The organism is Mesorhizobium sp. P171375, assembly GCF_057786075.1.
In genome coordinates this window covers 5,594,162-5,608,282 of sequence record NZ_JBYNWF010000001.1, presented here as the reverse complement: position 1 = coordinate 5,608,282, position 14,121 = coordinate 5,594,162, and the positions used below count along the sequence as shown (strand labels likewise).

Annotated in this window: 14 protein-coding genes; 10 read left to right on the top strand and 4 right to left on the bottom strand. The window is 63.4% G+C overall.

Features of this window, described 5'->3' with window-relative positions; genetic code table 11:
* Window positions 1-34 precede the first annotated feature (34 nt).
* Entirely contained in the window at window positions 35-1,573 is a 1,539-nt protein-coding gene (locus ACYHH6_RS27440; protein WP_352583793.1) for a trimethylamine methyltransferase family protein, read from the top strand.
* A gap of 235 nt (window positions 1,574-1,808) precedes the next feature.
* Window positions 1,809-4,235 carry a GcvT family protein gene (locus tag ACYHH6_RS27435; protein WP_352583795.1) on the top strand — a complete coding sequence of 809 codons (2,427 nt, stop codon included), beginning with the start codon at window positions 1,809-1,811 and terminating at the stop codon, window positions 4,233-4,235.
* 22 nt (window positions 4,236-4,257) lie between these two features.
* Here the strand turns inward: ACYHH6_RS27435 and ACYHH6_RS27430 are convergent, their stop codons facing one another.
* Window positions 4,258-4,650 (bottom strand): DoxX family protein, encoded by a 393-nt coding sequence (locus ACYHH6_RS27430; RefSeq protein ID WP_352583797.1) that lies wholly within the window; start codon window positions 4,648-4,650, stop codon window positions 4,258-4,260.
* Window positions 4,651-4,782: 132 nt separating this feature from the next.
* Between ACYHH6_RS27430 and ACYHH6_RS27425 the strand changes: the two genes are divergently transcribed.
* Window positions 4,783-5,271 carry a hypothetical protein gene (locus tag ACYHH6_RS27425; protein WP_352583799.1) on the top strand — a complete coding sequence of 163 codons (489 nt, stop codon included), beginning with the start codon at window positions 4,783-4,785 and terminating at the stop codon, window positions 5,269-5,271.
* A gap of 64 nt (window positions 5,272-5,335) precedes the next feature.
* On the opposite strand, the gene ACYHH6_RS27420 is transcribed toward ACYHH6_RS27425, so the two are convergent.
* Window positions 5,336-6,112 carry a VOC family protein gene (locus tag ACYHH6_RS27420; protein WP_352583801.1) on the bottom strand — a complete coding sequence of 259 codons (777 nt, stop codon included), beginning with the start codon at window positions 6,110-6,112 and terminating at the stop codon, window positions 5,336-5,338.
* Between the two features lie 194 nt (window positions 6,113-6,306).
* On the opposite strand from ACYHH6_RS27420, the gene ACYHH6_RS27415 reads away from it, so the two are divergent.
* From ACYHH6_RS27415 to ACYHH6_RS27385, 7 genes are all read left to right on the top strand, one after another.
* Window positions 6,307-7,023, top strand: a complete 717-nt coding sequence (locus tag ACYHH6_RS27415; protein WP_352583803.1) for a gamma-glutamylcyclotransferase — start codon at window positions 6,307-6,309, stop codon at window positions 7,021-7,023.
* Between the two features lie 129 nt (window positions 7,024-7,152).
* Complete coding sequence (locus ACYHH6_RS27410; protein WP_352583805.1) at window positions 7,153-8,508, top strand: NAD(P)-dependent oxidoreductase; 1,356 nt, start codon at window positions 7,153-7,155, stop codon at window positions 8,506-8,508.
* A gap of 5 nt (window positions 8,509-8,513) precedes the next feature.
* Window positions 8,514-9,356, top strand: a complete 843-nt coding sequence (locus ACYHH6_RS27405) for a class I SAM-dependent methyltransferase (protein WP_352583807.1) — start codon at window positions 8,514-8,516, stop codon at window positions 9,354-9,356.
* 12 nt (window positions 9,357-9,368) lie between these two features.
* The gene (gene preA / locus ACYHH6_RS27400) at window positions 9,369-10,682 is read left to right on the top strand and encodes an NAD-dependent dihydropyrimidine dehydrogenase subunit PreA (RefSeq protein WP_352583809.1); all 1,314 of its coding nucleotides are present in this window, start codon (window positions 9,369-9,371) and stop codon (window positions 10,680-10,682) included.
* 415 nt (window positions 10,683-11,097) lie between these two features.
* A complete protein-coding gene (locus ACYHH6_RS27395) occupies window positions 11,098-11,616 on the top strand; it encodes an RrF2 family transcriptional regulator (RefSeq protein ID WP_142868274.1) in 519 nt (172 codons plus the stop codon).
* A 31-nt stretch (window positions 11,617-11,647) separates the two neighbouring features.
* Entirely contained in the window at window positions 11,648-12,106 is a 459-nt protein-coding gene (locus ACYHH6_RS27390) for a carboxymuconolactone decarboxylase family protein (RefSeq protein ID WP_352583811.1), read from the top strand.
* Window positions 12,107-12,175: 69 nt separating this feature from the next.
* Entirely contained in the window at window positions 12,176-12,553 is a 378-nt protein-coding gene (locus ACYHH6_RS27385) for a DoxX family protein (protein WP_352583813.1), read from the top strand.
* A gap of 2 nt (window positions 12,554-12,555) precedes the next feature.
* Here ACYHH6_RS27385 and ACYHH6_RS27380 read toward each other — a convergent pair whose 3' ends face one another.
* The gene (locus ACYHH6_RS27380; RefSeq protein ID WP_352583815.1) at window positions 12,556-13,278 is read right to left on the bottom strand and encodes an SDR family oxidoreductase; all 723 of its coding nucleotides are present in this window, start codon (window positions 13,276-13,278) and stop codon (window positions 12,556-12,558) included.
* The gene (locus ACYHH6_RS27375) at window positions 13,275-14,114 is read right to left on the bottom strand and encodes an SDR family oxidoreductase (protein WP_352583817.1); all 840 of its coding nucleotides are present in this window, start codon (window positions 14,112-14,114) and stop codon (window positions 13,275-13,277) included. Before ACYHH6_RS27375 ends, ACYHH6_RS27380 begins: the two co-directional genes overlap by 4 nt.
* Window positions 14,115-14,121: the final 7 nt, after the last annotated feature.

The window sequence follows — 14,121 nt, the reverse complement described above, 5'->3', positions numbered from 1 at the left end:
AGCCGTATCCAGATGCTGGCGTTCTGATGCCGGCATGAATGAACCAAGACGCAAGCGCGGCGCCGAGCGCACCAGCAACAGGGGGCCGTCGGCCATCCCGCAACTGCCGCTCAGGCGGGTGACCAATCCCTATCCGCCGATGGCAATGCTGTCGGCCGACCAGATCGAGGCGATCCATCAGGCCTCGATGCACATTCTGGAAAATTTCGGCATCGAGGTGATGTCTCAGCGGGCGCTGTCGCTGTTCGAGAAGGCGGGCGCCACGGTCGATCATGCGACGGCGAATGTCCGCATCGACAGGGGCCTTGTCGCCGAGGCGCTGAAGACCACGCAATCCAGCTACCGGCTGACGCCGCGCAATCCGGCAAACGCCATTCATCTCGGCGGCAACACGATCAATTTCACCCTCGTCGCCGGACCGCCCAATGTGCACGACATGGAGCGCGGCCGGCGCGCCGGCAATTTGCGCGACTATGCCGATCTCACCCGGCTGGCGCAGCATTTCAACTGTATCCACATGCTCGGCAACCAGGTCTGTGCGCCAGTGGAGCTGCCGGCCAATACCAGGCATATGGACACCTATTTCACCAATCTGACGCTGACCGACAAATCCTTCCATGTCTCGGCGATCGGCCGCGGCCGGGCGCTGGACGGCATCGAGATGATGGCGATTGCGCGCGGGCTGACGCTGGACGAGATGCGCGACGATCCAGGCATCGCCACCATCATCTCGGTCAACTCGCCGCGCCGCTTCGACGAGATGATGGCCGAAGGGCTGATGACCATGGCTGAGTTCGGCCAATCGGTGGCGGTAACGCCGTTCACGCTGATGGGCGCGATGAGCCCGGTGACGCTCGCCGGCGCGCTGGCGCAGCAGAATGCCGAGGCGCTGTTCGGCGTGGTACTGACGCAGCTGGTGCGCCCCGGCGCGCCGGTGATGTACGGCGCCTTCACCTCCAATGTCGACATGAAGTCGGGCGCGCCGGCCTTCGGCACGCCGGAGAACACCAAGGCCAACGTCGCGTCGGGGCAACTGGCGCGGCGCTACCATCTGCCCTACCGCACGACGCCGGGCTCGGCCTCCAACGCCGCCGACGCGCAGGGCGCCTATGAGACGCTAATGGCGCTGTGGGGTGCGGTGCTCGGCCACGGCAACCTCGTCTATCATGCCGCCGGCTGGCAGGAAGGCGGGCTGACGGCATCGTTCGAGAAGCTCATCATCGATGTCGAGATGATCCAGCACATGATGGAGTTTCTGCGGCCGATCGTGGTCGACGAGGCGGAGCTGGCGGTCGAGGCGCTGGGCGCGGTGCCGACCGGCGGCCACTTTTTTGGCGAGCCGCACACGCTGGAACGTTATGCGACGGCGTTCTACCAGCCCATGCTGTCCAACTGGCAGAATTACGAGGCGTGGCAGGAGGCCGGCGGCCTCGACGCGACGGCGCGCGCGACGCGGCTGTGGAAGAAGGCGCTGGAAGACTATGTCGAGCCGACGATGGATCCTGCCGTGCGCGAGGCGCTGGAGGCGTATGTGGCCAGACGCAAGGAAGCGATCGGGTCGGGTGAGCCGTGATAGGGTTGCGCGCGCACATCCCCCTCTGTCCTGCCGGACATCTCCCCCTCAAGGGGGGAGATTGGCTGTCACATCTTCCTTCGCCAATCACCAACGCTGACAAGCGGGCGGCAACGCAGCCGCTGCTGATCTCCCCCCTTGAGGGGGAGATGGCCGGCAGGCCAGAGGGGGGTGCCTGGCGCTGCCTTTCTGATTCACATTATCTCCCCAACTCGCTGATATCAGAGAAAAATCCATGAAATCGCATGCAAAGGTGGTGGTCATTGGCGGTGGTGTCGTCGGATGCTCGGTGCTGTTCCATCTGGCCCGTCATGGCTGGACCGATGTCGTGCTGCTGGAGCGCGACGAGCTGACGTCGGGCTCGACCTGGCATGCGGCCGGCGGCATGCACACCATCAATGGCGATCCCAACGTCGCCAAGCTGCAAAAATACACGATCTCGCTCTACAAGGAGATCGAGGAGCTGTCTGGCCAGGCGACCGGCGTGCACCTGACCGGCGGCGTGCTTCTGGCGGCGACCGAGGCGCGGCTCGACTGGCTGCGCGGCGTCGTCGCCAAGGGGCGCTATCTCGGCATCGACCTTGAAGAAATCTCGGCCAATGAGGCGGCGGAACTGATGCCGCTGCTTGATCCCAAGCAATTTGTTGGCGCCGTCCGCAACAAGGAGGACGGCCATCTCGATCCGTCCGGCGTGACCCACGCCTATGCCAAGGCGGCGCGCAAGCTCGGCGCCGAGGTCGAGCGCTTCACCAAGGTTGAGGACATCGTCCGGCGGCCCGACGGGATGTGGCGGGTCATCACCAACAAGGGCGAGGTGGTGGCCGAGCATGTCGTCAATGCCGGCGGCCTGTGGGCACGCGAGGTCGGCCGCATGGTCGGGCTGGAACTGCCGGTGCTGGCCATGGAGCACATGTACCTGATCACCGAGGACATGCCGGAGGTCGCCGCGTGGAACGCCAAGACCGGAACGGAGATTATCCATGCTGTCGATTTCGACGGCGAGCTTTATCTGCGCCAGGAGCGCGGCGGCATGCTGATGGGTACTTATGAGAAGGCCAACAAAGTGTGGTCCGAGTTCTCCACACCGTGGAACTTCGGTCATGAATTGCTGGAGCCCGACATCGACCGCATCGCGCCGTCACTCGAAGTCGGCTTCCGCCATTTCCCGGCCTTCGAGAGGACCGGCATCAAGCAGATCATCAACGGGCCTTTCACCTTCGCGCCGGACGGCAACCCGTTGGTCGGGCCGGTGCGCGGGCTGCCGGGTTTCTGGGTCGCCTGCGGCGTCATGGCCGGCTTCAGCCAGGGCGGCGGCGTCGGTCTGGCGCTGTCCAACTGGATGATCGAGGGCGATCCCGGCGCCGATATCTGGGCCATGGACGTTGCGCGCTATGGCGACTGGGCAACGATGGCCTACACCAACGCCAAGGTGCGCGAGAATTATTCGCGCCGCTTCTCGATCCGTTTCCCCAATGAGGAACTGCCCGCCGGACGAGGGCTGAAGACCACGCCGATCTACGATTTGTTGTCGGCCAAGGGCGCGCAATGGGGCGTGTCCTATGGGCTGGAGGTGCCGCTCTGGTTTGCGCCCGAGGGCATCAAGGACGAGTTCTCGTGGCGGCGCTCGAGCGATTTCACACATGTCGCAAAGGAGGTCGCCACGGTGCGCGATGGCGTCGGCCTGGCGGAGATTTCGAACTTCGCCAAATACAAGGTGACGGGCGAGGGGGCGGCCGCCTGGCTCGACCGGATTTTTGCCTGCAAGCTGCCCAGACCTGGCCGTATGACGCTGGCGCCGATGCTGAAGGACGACGGCAGACTGATCGGCGATTTTACGCTCGCCAACATCGGCGACGGCGAGTGGTTCATCGCCGGTTCCGGTATCGCCGAGCAATACCATATGCGCTGGTTCGAGGCGCATTTGCCCGGGGATGGTTCGGTGGGCATCGAGGCGCTGGGGCAAAAGATGACCGGCCTCGCAATCGCCGGGCCGAAGGCAAGGGAAGTGCTGGCGAAAGTCAGTCGTGCCGATGTGTCCAATGCGGCGTTTCCATTCATGGCGGTGGCAAAAATGGATATCGGCATGGCGCCGTGCCTGGTCGGCCGTGTCAGCTACACCGGCGATCTCGGCTACGAGATCTGGGTGGCGCCGGAATACCAGCGCGCCGCCTTCCAGGCGCTGATGGCGGCGGGAGAAGAGTTCGACATCGGCCTGTTCGGCTCGCGCGCGCTCAATGCACTGCGGCTGGAAAAGAATTACGGCTCATGGGCGCGTGAGTACCGGCCGATCTATGGGCCGCTGGAGGCCGGGCTCGACCGCTTCGTTGCCTATGGCAAGGAGGCTGATTTCATCGGCAAGGCGGCGGCTCTGGCCGAGCGCAAGCAAGGCGGCAAGCTCAGGCTGCGCACCTTCATTCTCGATGCCGACGACGCCGATGTCATCGGTGACGAGCCGATCTGGTTCGGCGGCGCGGTGCGCGGCTGGGTGACGTCAGGCGGCTATGCGCATCATCCGAAAAAATCCGTCGCCCTCGGCTATGTGCCGAAGGAGATCGCCGACGAGAGCGACGGCTTCGAGATCGAACTTTTGGGCAAGCGTCACGCGGCGCGCATGCAGGCGGCGCCGCTGTTCGATGCCAATTTCGAACGGATGCGGGGATGAGGGCTCACCCCCGCAGGGGACATCAGGCGTTGCGGCGACTGTCGAGCGCGAAAGCGCCGGCGCCTGCAAACACCAGATAGAGGAAGATGAAGCAGAAGGAGATGGCGGCGTCGCCGTTGTTGTTGATCGGGAAGAAGTCGCGCGGGTAGTGCGCCATGAAATAGGCAATGGCCATTTCGCCGGCCAGCAGGAAGGCGACGGGGCGAGTGAGGAGACCGAGCGCCAGCAGGATGCCGCCGGCGAATTCGAGAATGCCTGCCGTCGTCGTCAGCCCATTGAGAGCGTGAGGCTCGGCGCTGACCGGGAAATTGAACAGTTTCTGCGAGCCATGCTCGATGAACTGCAGGGCCGTCATGATGCGCAGGACGCCGAGGGCCTGCGGCTGAAACCTGGCGAGACCGTCAAAAAGCTTCATCTAAAACTCCATTTTGCCAACCCTTCGGCCCGGCCATTAGATGATCACTTTGCGTTGGACCATTCACTTCCCGGCGCTTGCCATCAACAATCGGTGATTGGAAATTGCTTAACCAAATGGGTTCCCCTGGTCATGAAAAAAGTCGTCCTCAGCCTGTTCGCAATCCTTGCAGGCACCAGCTTCGCCATGGCCGCAGACGGCGGCTGTGATGCCTTCAAATGGCCGGTGGCGCGCGAGCAGGCGCTGTTTGCGGCTGCGCCTGCTACGCAGTCCGGCGCTGCCCTCGCGGCTGGCGAGGCCGCGGACCTGGCGCTCGAGCCGGTCGATGCGGTCAGCTATACCGTGCCGCCGGAACGTGCGCCGGCAGCCGGAACGTTTGGCGCGACGGCGAGCGTGACCGTCCTACCGGAAGGCGAGCTCCAGATCAGCCTGTCAGGCGAGGCGTGGATAGATGTGATTCAAGACGGCCATGCCACGAAGTCGGCAGCGTTCAGCGGTGTGAAGACCTGTCCCGGCATTCGCAAGAGCGTGCGCTTCAAGCTGACGCCGGGCGCAGCCACTATCCAGCTCAGTGGCGCCAAGGACGAGAGCATCAAGGTCGCGGTGCTGGCGCCGGAATGATGCGCTTCCTCATCGCACCGGCGTGCGATGAGAGCAGTTTCGTGTTGATGCGCCTCTGGCCGGATCAGCGTCCCGGAGCGATCAGCGCGAAATAGGCGCCCTGCGGGTCGGTGAACTGGGCGATCCATTGGCCGGTCGGCACCGGCATCGGACCCATGACGATTTTGCCGCCATTGTCGGTGACGCGCTTGGCGGCGGCGTCGATGGCATCGACATTGAAGTAGAACAGCCATACCGGCACCGGCAGCTGCTGCGGCTTGTTCATGATGCCGCCGCCGGATTCCGGGCCGGCCCCGAAGGTCTGGTAGATGCCCATCTCGCCAATATCCATACTACCGGCATCGGTCCAGCCGAACTGGCTTGAATAGAAGTCGAAGGCCGCCTCGCGGTCGGCTGCATAGAGCTCGTGCCAGCCGACATGGCCGGGTGTGGCGGCTGGAAGGATAGGCTGGTCGGGTCCATTGGGCTGCAGGAACATGAAGATGGCGCCCTGCGGGTCGGCGACGACGGAAAAGCGGCCGACGCCGGGAATGTCGTCGGGTTCGCGGCGGACAGTTCCGCCGGCGGCCCTCAGCGCCTTGGTCGAGGCATCCGTATCCCTGGTGTGGATATAGCCGAGCCAGGCCGGCTTCATGCCCATCTTGGCGGCGTCCTCGGGCATGGTCATCAGCCCACCGACGCCACGCTCGGCGGAGTTCACCACGATGTAGCGCGGCATGCCGGGCGTCTTGTCGAAGGGCTCGGCCCGCCAGCCGACGACGGTGGTGTAGAACGCTTGCGCCGCATCGAGGTCGGTGGTCATCAGTTCGTACCAGAAGAAGGGCATTGGGGTTTTCGGCATTTCGGTCTCCTCACCTTCATGCATCGATCGTTGTCCGATCCATCAAAGGACGATTTCAGCGGCGCAAATCCGACAGCGCGCATGAGAAAATTCAACGCCTGCGTTGACACATCGTTCCGCATTTCGTCGCGCCCGGCGGCTTGCACGTGCGGCGGTTTTCGACTTTCCTTTAGGGAATGAGGGGTAGTCGTTTCATGCGCCGGATGTCGCTCACGCCTGAGCTTGTGTCACTGTGTCATCGGCAGGAGGTCGATCCCGGCCCCGACGGCAGTTGGACGCAGCTGACCGACGAGGACTTCCGCACGCTTGCCTTACAGCTCTCCGATGAAGCCGATGCGGGGCCGTTATGGGTGTTCGCCTATGGCTCGTTGATCTGGAAGCCGGCTTTCGAATCTGTCGAACGCCAGCGCGCCACCGCGTTCGGCTGGCATCGATCGTTTTGTCTCGACATGGTGCGCTGGCGCGGTACCGCAGCACAACCGGGGCTGATGATGGCGCTCGAACGCGGCGGCCGTTGCGATGGTGTCATCTACCGGCTGCCCGACGGCGACAAGCCACAGCAGATCGAAAGACTTTTGCGGCGCGAGATCGACGACCATGAGAGTGTCAGCTCGGTCCGTTGGGTTCCGGTGCGTACGGCGCAAGGGGTGGTGCGGGCGCTCGGCTTCTGGGTCGGGGTGACGGGCAGAGGCACATCGCTCGGGCAGCCGCTGGACCGGGTGGCGCGGGTGTTGGCGCGGGCTTGCGGCCATGTCGGCTCGGGTGCCGAATATCTCTACAACACCGTCAGCCACCTCGAGGAATTCGGCATCCGCGACCGCAATCTGTGGCGGCTGCAGCAACTGGTCGCCGATGAGATAAGGTCGATCCATGGTGGCGCTCCAGGCTCTAGCTTTTCGTCTGCGCCATAGGGCCATAACATGAGTAAAAAAATCATGTTATTATCGAGGCTTTTCAGTGCCTTGCGCCGAAAATTGACCAATTGATAAAAAAATAAAACGTGCTAGCCTTCCCCAAAACGAAAACATGGGGAACTGACGATGCCAGAAGGCCAGTTCAAGGACGGTATTGCCGGTGGCCGGCTGCCGGCCGACCAGTATGCCGAGAATTTTTCCGACCTGCATCCGCCACTCGATCACCACGAGGCCCTGGTCGAATCCGACCGCTGCTATTTCTGCTACGACGCGCCGTGCATGAATGCATGCCCGACCTCGATCGACATTCCGCTGTTTATCCGCCAGATTTCGACCGGCAATCCGATCGGCTCGGCCAAGACGATCTTCGACCAGAACATTTTGGGCGGCATGTGCGCCCGCGTCTGCCCGACCGAGACGCTGTGCGAAGAGGTCTGCGTGCGCGAGGTGGCGGAAGGCAAGCCGGTGCAGATCGGCCGTTTGCAGCGCTATGCCACCGATGTCGCGATGGCCGAGCACAAGCAGTTTTATCCGCGTGCGGAATCGACCGGCAAGTCGGTTGCCGTGGTCGGCGCCGGGCCTGCGGGTCTTGCCGCCGCGCACAGGCTCGCCCGCCATGGCCATGACGTCACCATTCTGGAAGCCCGCCCCAAGGCCGGCGGCCTCAATGAATATGGCATCGCCGCCTACAAGAGCATCGACAATTTCGCCCAGGCCGAGGTCGACTATGTCACGGGGATCGGCGGCATCGACATCCAGAACGGCAAGGCGCTCGGCCGCGACTACCAGCTGTCGGACCTGATCCGGAATTACGATGCCGTTTTCCTCGGCATGGGGCTTGGCGGCGTCAATGCGCTGCGCGCCGAGGGCGAGGATGCCGACGGCGTCACCAATGCGGTCGAGTTCATCGCCGAACTGCGCCAGGCCAGCGATCTCGCAAGCCTGCCGGTCGGCCGGCGCGTCGTCGTCATCGGCGGCGGCATGACGGCGATCGACGCGGCGGTGCAGTCGAAGCTGCTCGGAGCCGAGGAGGTGACGATCTGCTACCGGCGCGGCCAGGAGCATATGAACGCCTCCGAGTTCGAGCAGGATCTGGCCGCCGCCAACGGCGTCACCATTCGCCACTGGCTGCAGCCGAAGCGGGTAATTGTCGAGAACGGCAAGGTGTCGGGCATCGAACTCGAATACACCGCCATGAACGGCGACAAGCTCGCTGGCACCGGTGAGCGGCTGACGCTCACCGCCGACCAGGTGTTCAAGGCGATCGGCCAGAGCTTTGTGCCGGCGGCACTCAACGGCAGCGGTGCTGCGATCGAACTCGAAGCCGGCCGCATCAAGGTCGATGCGGAAGGCCGCACTTCGCTTGCTAATGTCTGGGCCGGCGGCGACTGTATCTTTGGCGGCGACGACCTGACCGTCTCGGCCGTGGCCCAAGGGCGCGATGCGGCTGAGAGCATCAACAGGAGTCTGACACAGGGATAGAGATCATGGCCTCGGTGGAATCGGGCATCGCCCGTCACTACGACGTATCGGGTCTTGAGCAGCACATCCTTGCCGTGCTCGCCGATACCGGCGTGGACATTGCCCATCTGCGCGCCAGCGATCTCGAAGCGGTCGACGAGTTCCACATTGGCGGCGTCGCCGCCACTAGGGAACTCATCGGTCAGATGGGGTTGAAGCCGGGGGCCAAGCTGCTCGACATTGGTTCCGGCGTGGGTGGCCCAGCCCGCTTTGCCGCCAACAATGTCGGCGCCGATGTCACCGGCATCGATCTGACGCAAAGCAATGTCGATATCGCGACCAGCCTGTCGAAGCGGGTGGGAATGGCCGACAAAGTCCGGTTCGTGCAGGGCAGCGCGCTGGGCATGCCGTTCGGCGACAAAAGCTTTGATACGGCCATGATCCTGCATGTCGGCATGAATCTTCCCGACAAGAAAAAGCTGATGAGCGAGGCGGCGCGCGTGCTCAAGCCGGGCGGCGTCTTTGCCGTCTACGATGTGATGCGGCTCAAGGCAGGTGCGCTGACTTATCCGCTGCCATGGGCATCCGACGAGAGCATGTCCTTCGTCGCCACGCCCGACGACTATCGCTCGGCTGCCGCGGCTGCAGGGTTCTCTGTAACCGCCGAGCGCCCACGCGGCGCCTTCGCCATCGAATTCTTCGCCACGATACGGGCGCGCATGGCTGCGGCGCAGGCGGAAGGCAAAAAACCGCCGCCCGGCGTTAATCTTATCATGGGCGAGAACGCGCGCACCAAGATCGCCAATCTCACCGCCGCGCTTGAAGGCGGCATTCTTGCACCCGTCGAACTGCTCCTTCGTCTCGGTTGAAAGGGACCTGTCATGGCTGACATCCGCAACAATTTCGTCGGCATCAAATCGCCCAATCCGTTCTGGCTGGCTTCGGCGCCGCCGACCGACAAGGCGTATAACGTCATCCGTGCGTTCAAGGCGGGATGGGGCGGCGTGGTCTGGAAGACGCTCGGCGAAGAAGGCCCGCCGGTGGTCAACGTCAACGGCCCGCGCTACGGCGCGATCTGGGGCGCCGACCGCCGCCTGCTCGGCCTCAACAACATCGAGCTGATCACCGACCGCGATCTGCAGGTCAATCTGCGCGAGATCAAGCAGGTCAAGAAGGACTGGCCCGACCGCGCCATCGTCGTCTCGCTGATGGTGCCCTGCGTCGAGGAAAGCTGGAAGGCGATCCTGCCGGTGGTCGAGGAGACCGAAGCCGACGGCATCGAGCTCAATTTCGGTTGCCCGCACGGCATGTCGGAACGCGGCATGGGTGCGGCGGTCGGCCAGGTGCCGGAATATATTGAAATGGTGGTCCGCTGGTGCAAGGCCAACACCCGCATGCCCGTCATCACCAAGCTGACGCCCAACATCACCGATGTGCGCAAGCCCGCGCGCGCCGCACTCTCCGGCGGCACCGACGCGGTGTCGCTGATCAACACCATCAATTCGATCACCGGCGTCAATCTCGATAGTTTCGCGCCAGAGCCGACCATCGACGGCAAGGGCTCGCATGGCGGCTATTGCGGCCCGGCGGTGAAGCCGATCGCCATGAACATGGTCGCCGAGATCGCGCGCGATCCCGAAACCCACGGCCTGCCGATCTCCGGCATTGGCGGCATCACCACCTGGCGCGACGCCGCCGAATTCATGGCGCTCGGCGCTGGCAATGTGCAGGTCTGTACGGCGGCGATGACCTACGGCTTCAAGATCGTGCAGGAAATGATCGCGGGGCTGGAAAACTGGATGGACGAAAAGGGCCATGCCTCGCTCGACGACATTATCGGCCGCGCCACGCCCAACGTCACCGACTGGCAGTATCTCAACCTCAATTATGTCGCCAAGGCACATATCGACCAGGACGCCTGCATCAAATGCGGCCGCTGTCACATCGCCTGCGAGGACACCTCGCACCAGGCGATCACCAACATGGTCGACGGCGTCAGGCACTTCGAGGTGATCGAGGCCGAATGCGTCGGCTGCAATCTGTGCGTCAATGTCTGCCCGGTGGAAAACTGCATCACCATGGAGCCGCTGGCCGCAGGCGTGATGGACCAGCGCACCGGCAAGCCGGTCTCGCCGGTCTACGCCAACTGGACGACGCATCCGAACAACCCGATGGCCAAGGTGGCCGCGGAGTAGGGTTCGCTAGCGATCTAGCTCAATCGCCCTGCGCGTCCGCATCAGGCGACTTTGCATGTGTGCGACGCTTCGATTTCAGAGGTCAGCGCCGCCCCTCATCCGCCCTTCGGGCACCTTCTCCCCGTGAACGGGGAGAAGGCAATTGCACGGCCGCTGTCGCCTTTTCCTGCAACGTCAGTAATTGGCGAAATCATCGATGACGGCATCTTTCGCCCCGTTTACGGGGAGAAATGCCCGGCAGGGCAATGAGGGGCAGCGCCAACTTCGAGTCTATGCGCGGAGAATTCCTTTAGCTCTCCACACCACCGTTGGCACAACGAATAACATCGTCACGAACACGTGAAATTCTCCATTTTCCTATTGCAGATAAAATTTATCCACGATAAAATGTATCCATGAATTTGAGATCATCACTATGAAGCTGGGCGAGGGCGTAGAAGCGGCCATCCATTGCGCAGCAACACTGGCCAGCGTGGAAGGCAACAGCACCATGCCGGGCGCTGCCTTGGCAGAATCCTTCGGCCTGTCGCCGAGCTATCTCTTGAAGCATCTCAACATGCTGACGGCGGAGCGCATCCTGGAATCGGTACCCGGGCCGGCGGGCGGTTACCGGCTGGCGCGGCCGGCCGAGCGCATCACGCTGCTCGATATCGTGCTTGCCATCGAAGGGCGGGAGCCGGCGTTTCGCTGCGGCGAGATCCGCCGCAACGGGCCGGTCAAGCTCGACGCGTCCGCCTATGTAAAACTGTGCGGCATCAACGCCGCGATGCTGAAGGCCGAGCGCGCCTATCGTGCGGCTCTCGCGGAAACCCGGTTGTCCGACATCGTGGCTGACTACCAGGCCGAAGGCGATCCGAGATCGATCGCCGCCAGCTGCGCCTTTGTGGCGCGCCATCAGCGGCCGCAGAAATCCGCTTCGACCAAGCAAGTTTAATCCTCGCCAGAGAGACGTGAAAGGAAAGACGATGAAACAGAGATTGCAATTCTTCGCCAAGGCGCCAGAAATCATGAAGGCGGTGTCGGCGCTCAACAAGGCGGTCGACGAATGCGGGCTGGAAGTGGGCGTGCTGCATTTGATCAAGCTCAGGGCTTCGCAGATCAATGGCTGTTCCTACTGCGTCGAGATGCACAGCCGCGAGGCGCGGCGCGACGGCGAGACCGAGACGCGGCTCTATCTGGTTTCGGCCTGGAAAGAATCGCCGTTGTTTTCCGAGCGGGAACGTGCGGCGCTTGCCTGGACCGAGGCGACGACCCTGATCGCCAGCAATGGCGTGTCGGATGAGCGCTATGCCCGCACGCTCGCGCATTTCTCGGAAGAAGAACTGGTAAAGCTGTCGGTCGCGATCGGCATGATCAACACCTGGAACCGGCTCTGCATCCCGTTCCACGCCATTCACCCGATGCCGGCTGCCAAAGCAGCCTGACCGTCCGGTTTAGCCATGGAGCGCCGTCGAGAGGGCGGCGCTCCAACTGTTTTTAAGGGGAGAGTTTTTGTGCCTGTCGATTTGCCTTTGACCTTGTTGTTTCTCGGCCGCCTGTTGCTCGGCGGCGCCTTCGTCGTCGCCGGCCTGCGCAATGTTCAGAACGAGACCTTCCTGACCGGGCTAATGGCCGCGCGCGGCGTGCCGCAGGCCAAGCTGGCGCTGTGGGCCGGCATCGTCCTGCAGACCATTGCCGGCGCGCTGGTGATGGCAGGTGTGTGGACCGCGATCGCAAGTGCTGTGCTGGTGCTGTTCCTCATCGTCGCCACGCCGATGTTCCACAATTTCTGGGACCATCAGGGCCCGGACCGGGCATCGCGCATCAACGGCTTTGTCGGCAATGTCGCGCTGGCCGGCGGTTTTCTGACGCTGATCGCGCAGTCGCTGTAAGTTTACGCCGCAAAGCGCAAACCACCATCGCAGGTCAGCACCTGACCGGTCATGAAGCCGTTGGACACGAGGAAGGCGATCGCGCCGGCGACATCCTCGGCGTGGCCGATCCTGCCGACAGGGGTCTTTCCGGCATAGTCGGCAAAGACCGCCTGCCGCTGGTCGTCAGGCAAAAAGTCCCACCACGGCGTGTCGATGACACCGGGCGCGACGACGTTCACACGCAGCGGCTTCAACTCGACCGCCAGGATCGGCACCACCGTCAGCAGCATGCCGTTGACGGCGGCGATGCCGGCAACGCCGGGCGCGGTCAGTTGCGCCGACACCGCCGATATGAAGGTGACCGATCCTGATTTGTCGAGCGTCGGCAAAGCCGCCTGCAGGCAAGACAGCTGCGGCCGGACTTTCTCGTTGACGCCACCGGCGACGTCGGCAAGGTCCAGGCTCGCGAACGGGCCAAGCCCCTTGCCGCCACTGGCAGCCAGCACAAGGTGATCGAAAGGTCCGAGGTCGCTAAAGAATTGGCGTACTTCGTCCGGCTTCGAAGCATCGAAGGCAGCTTTTTCGGCGGCGCCGCCGAGGCTCTTCCAGGCGCTGGTGAGTTTTTCCGTATTGCGGCCGGTTATGGTGACCTTCATGCCCGGGCCGAGCAGTTTGCGCGCGGTCGCCAGGCCGATGCCGGACGAGCCGCCGATGATGACTGTGTGTTGGATGTTGCTGGTCATGAATGCTGTTCCTTCGATTTTGCGGAGGCTTGGCCGACGAGGTCGAGGCTTAGAGCTCGCAATTGTTCTCGCGCCTTCGCGTCATAGGCTTGCGCATCGGCGCGCGATTCCTTTTGGCCGTCGAAATAGAGGCCGCTGCGGCCTTCAAGGGCGGGCGATGTCGCGAGGTTGAGGATGGCGTCGGCGCCGGTCTCGACCGAACTCCACGGTGTCACACCGGCCTGGCGCACCATGGTGGTGTTCATGTAGCTCGCCGGATGCAGGGCGTTGACGGTGACGCCGCTACCTTTCAGCTCCTCGGTCAGGTCGATGGTGAACAGGATCTGCGCCAGCTTGCTCTGGCAGTAAGCGCGCACGCCATCATAGGAGCGCGTCAGCATGACATCGCCGAAATCGATCGCTTGCTGGCCGGCCGAGGCGACATTGACGATGCGCGCCGGGGCGCTGGCCTTGAGCAGGGGCAGCAGTTCCGATGTCAGCAGGAAACCGGCGAGATAATTGACTGCAAAGCGCAGTTCGAAGCCATCGGCGCTGAGCTGCCGCTTGGCGCCGGCGGTACCGATGCCGGCATTGTTGATGAGGATGTCGAGCCGGTTGGTTCTCGCAAGCACGCCCTCAGCGAGGCGGCGAACTTCGGCCAGCGAAGCGAGGTCGGCGGCGAGGAACTCGGCCTTGCCGCCGGCGGCTTCGATTTCGGCGACGGCGGCCTTGCCGCGCGCGGCATCGCGGCCATGCACCAGCACGCGGGCGCCGCCGGCGCCAAGCCGTTGCGCGACGACGCGGCCGACGCCGTCGGTCGAGCCGGTGATGAGGATTGTCTTGTCTTTCAGGTCCATTTCGGAG

Excerpts from the sequence above, each read along its gene's own strand:
- ACYHH6_RS27440 (WP_352583793.1), top strand. The coding sequence starts at position 35 with ATGAATGAACCAAGACGCAAGCGCGGCGCCGAGCGCACCAGCAACAGG.
- ACYHH6_RS27435 (WP_352583795.1), top strand. The coding sequence starts at position 1,809 with ATGAAATCGCATGCAAAGGTGGTGGTCATTGGCGGTGGTGTCGTCGGA.
- ACYHH6_RS27430 (WP_352583797.1), bottom strand. The coding sequence starts at position 4,650 with ATGAAGCTTTTTGACGGTCTCGCCAGGTTTCAGCCGCAGGCCCTCGGC.
- ACYHH6_RS27425 (WP_352583799.1), top strand. The coding sequence starts at position 4,783 with ATGAAAAAAGTCGTCCTCAGCCTGTTCGCAATCCTTGCAGGCACCAGC.
- ACYHH6_RS27420 (WP_352583801.1), bottom strand. The coding sequence starts at position 6,112 with ATGCCGAAAACCCCAATGCCCTTCTTCTGGTACGAACTGATGACCACC.
- ACYHH6_RS27415 (WP_352583803.1), top strand. The coding sequence starts at position 6,307 with ATGCGCCGGATGTCGCTCACGCCTGAGCTTGTGTCACTGTGTCATCGG.
- ACYHH6_RS27410 (WP_352583805.1), top strand. The coding sequence starts at position 7,153 with ATGCCAGAAGGCCAGTTCAAGGACGGTATTGCCGGTGGCCGGCTGCCG.
- ACYHH6_RS27405 (WP_352583807.1), top strand. The coding sequence starts at position 8,514 with ATGGCCTCGGTGGAATCGGGCATCGCCCGTCACTACGACGTATCGGGT.
- preA (WP_352583809.1), top strand. The coding sequence starts at position 9,369 with ATGGCTGACATCCGCAACAATTTCGTCGGCATCAAATCGCCCAATCCG.
- ACYHH6_RS27395 (WP_142868274.1), top strand. The coding sequence starts at position 11,098 with ATGAAGCTGGGCGAGGGCGTAGAAGCGGCCATCCATTGCGCAGCAACA.
- ACYHH6_RS27390 (WP_352583811.1), top strand. The coding sequence starts at position 11,648 with ATGAAACAGAGATTGCAATTCTTCGCCAAGGCGCCAGAAATCATGAAG.
- ACYHH6_RS27380 (WP_352583815.1), bottom strand. The coding sequence starts at position 13,278 with ATGACCAGCAACATCCAACACACAGTCATCATCGGCGGCTCGTCCGGC.
- ACYHH6_RS27375 (WP_352583817.1), bottom strand. The coding sequence starts at position 14,114 with ATGGACCTGAAAGACAAGACAATCCTCATCACCGGCTCGACCGACGGC.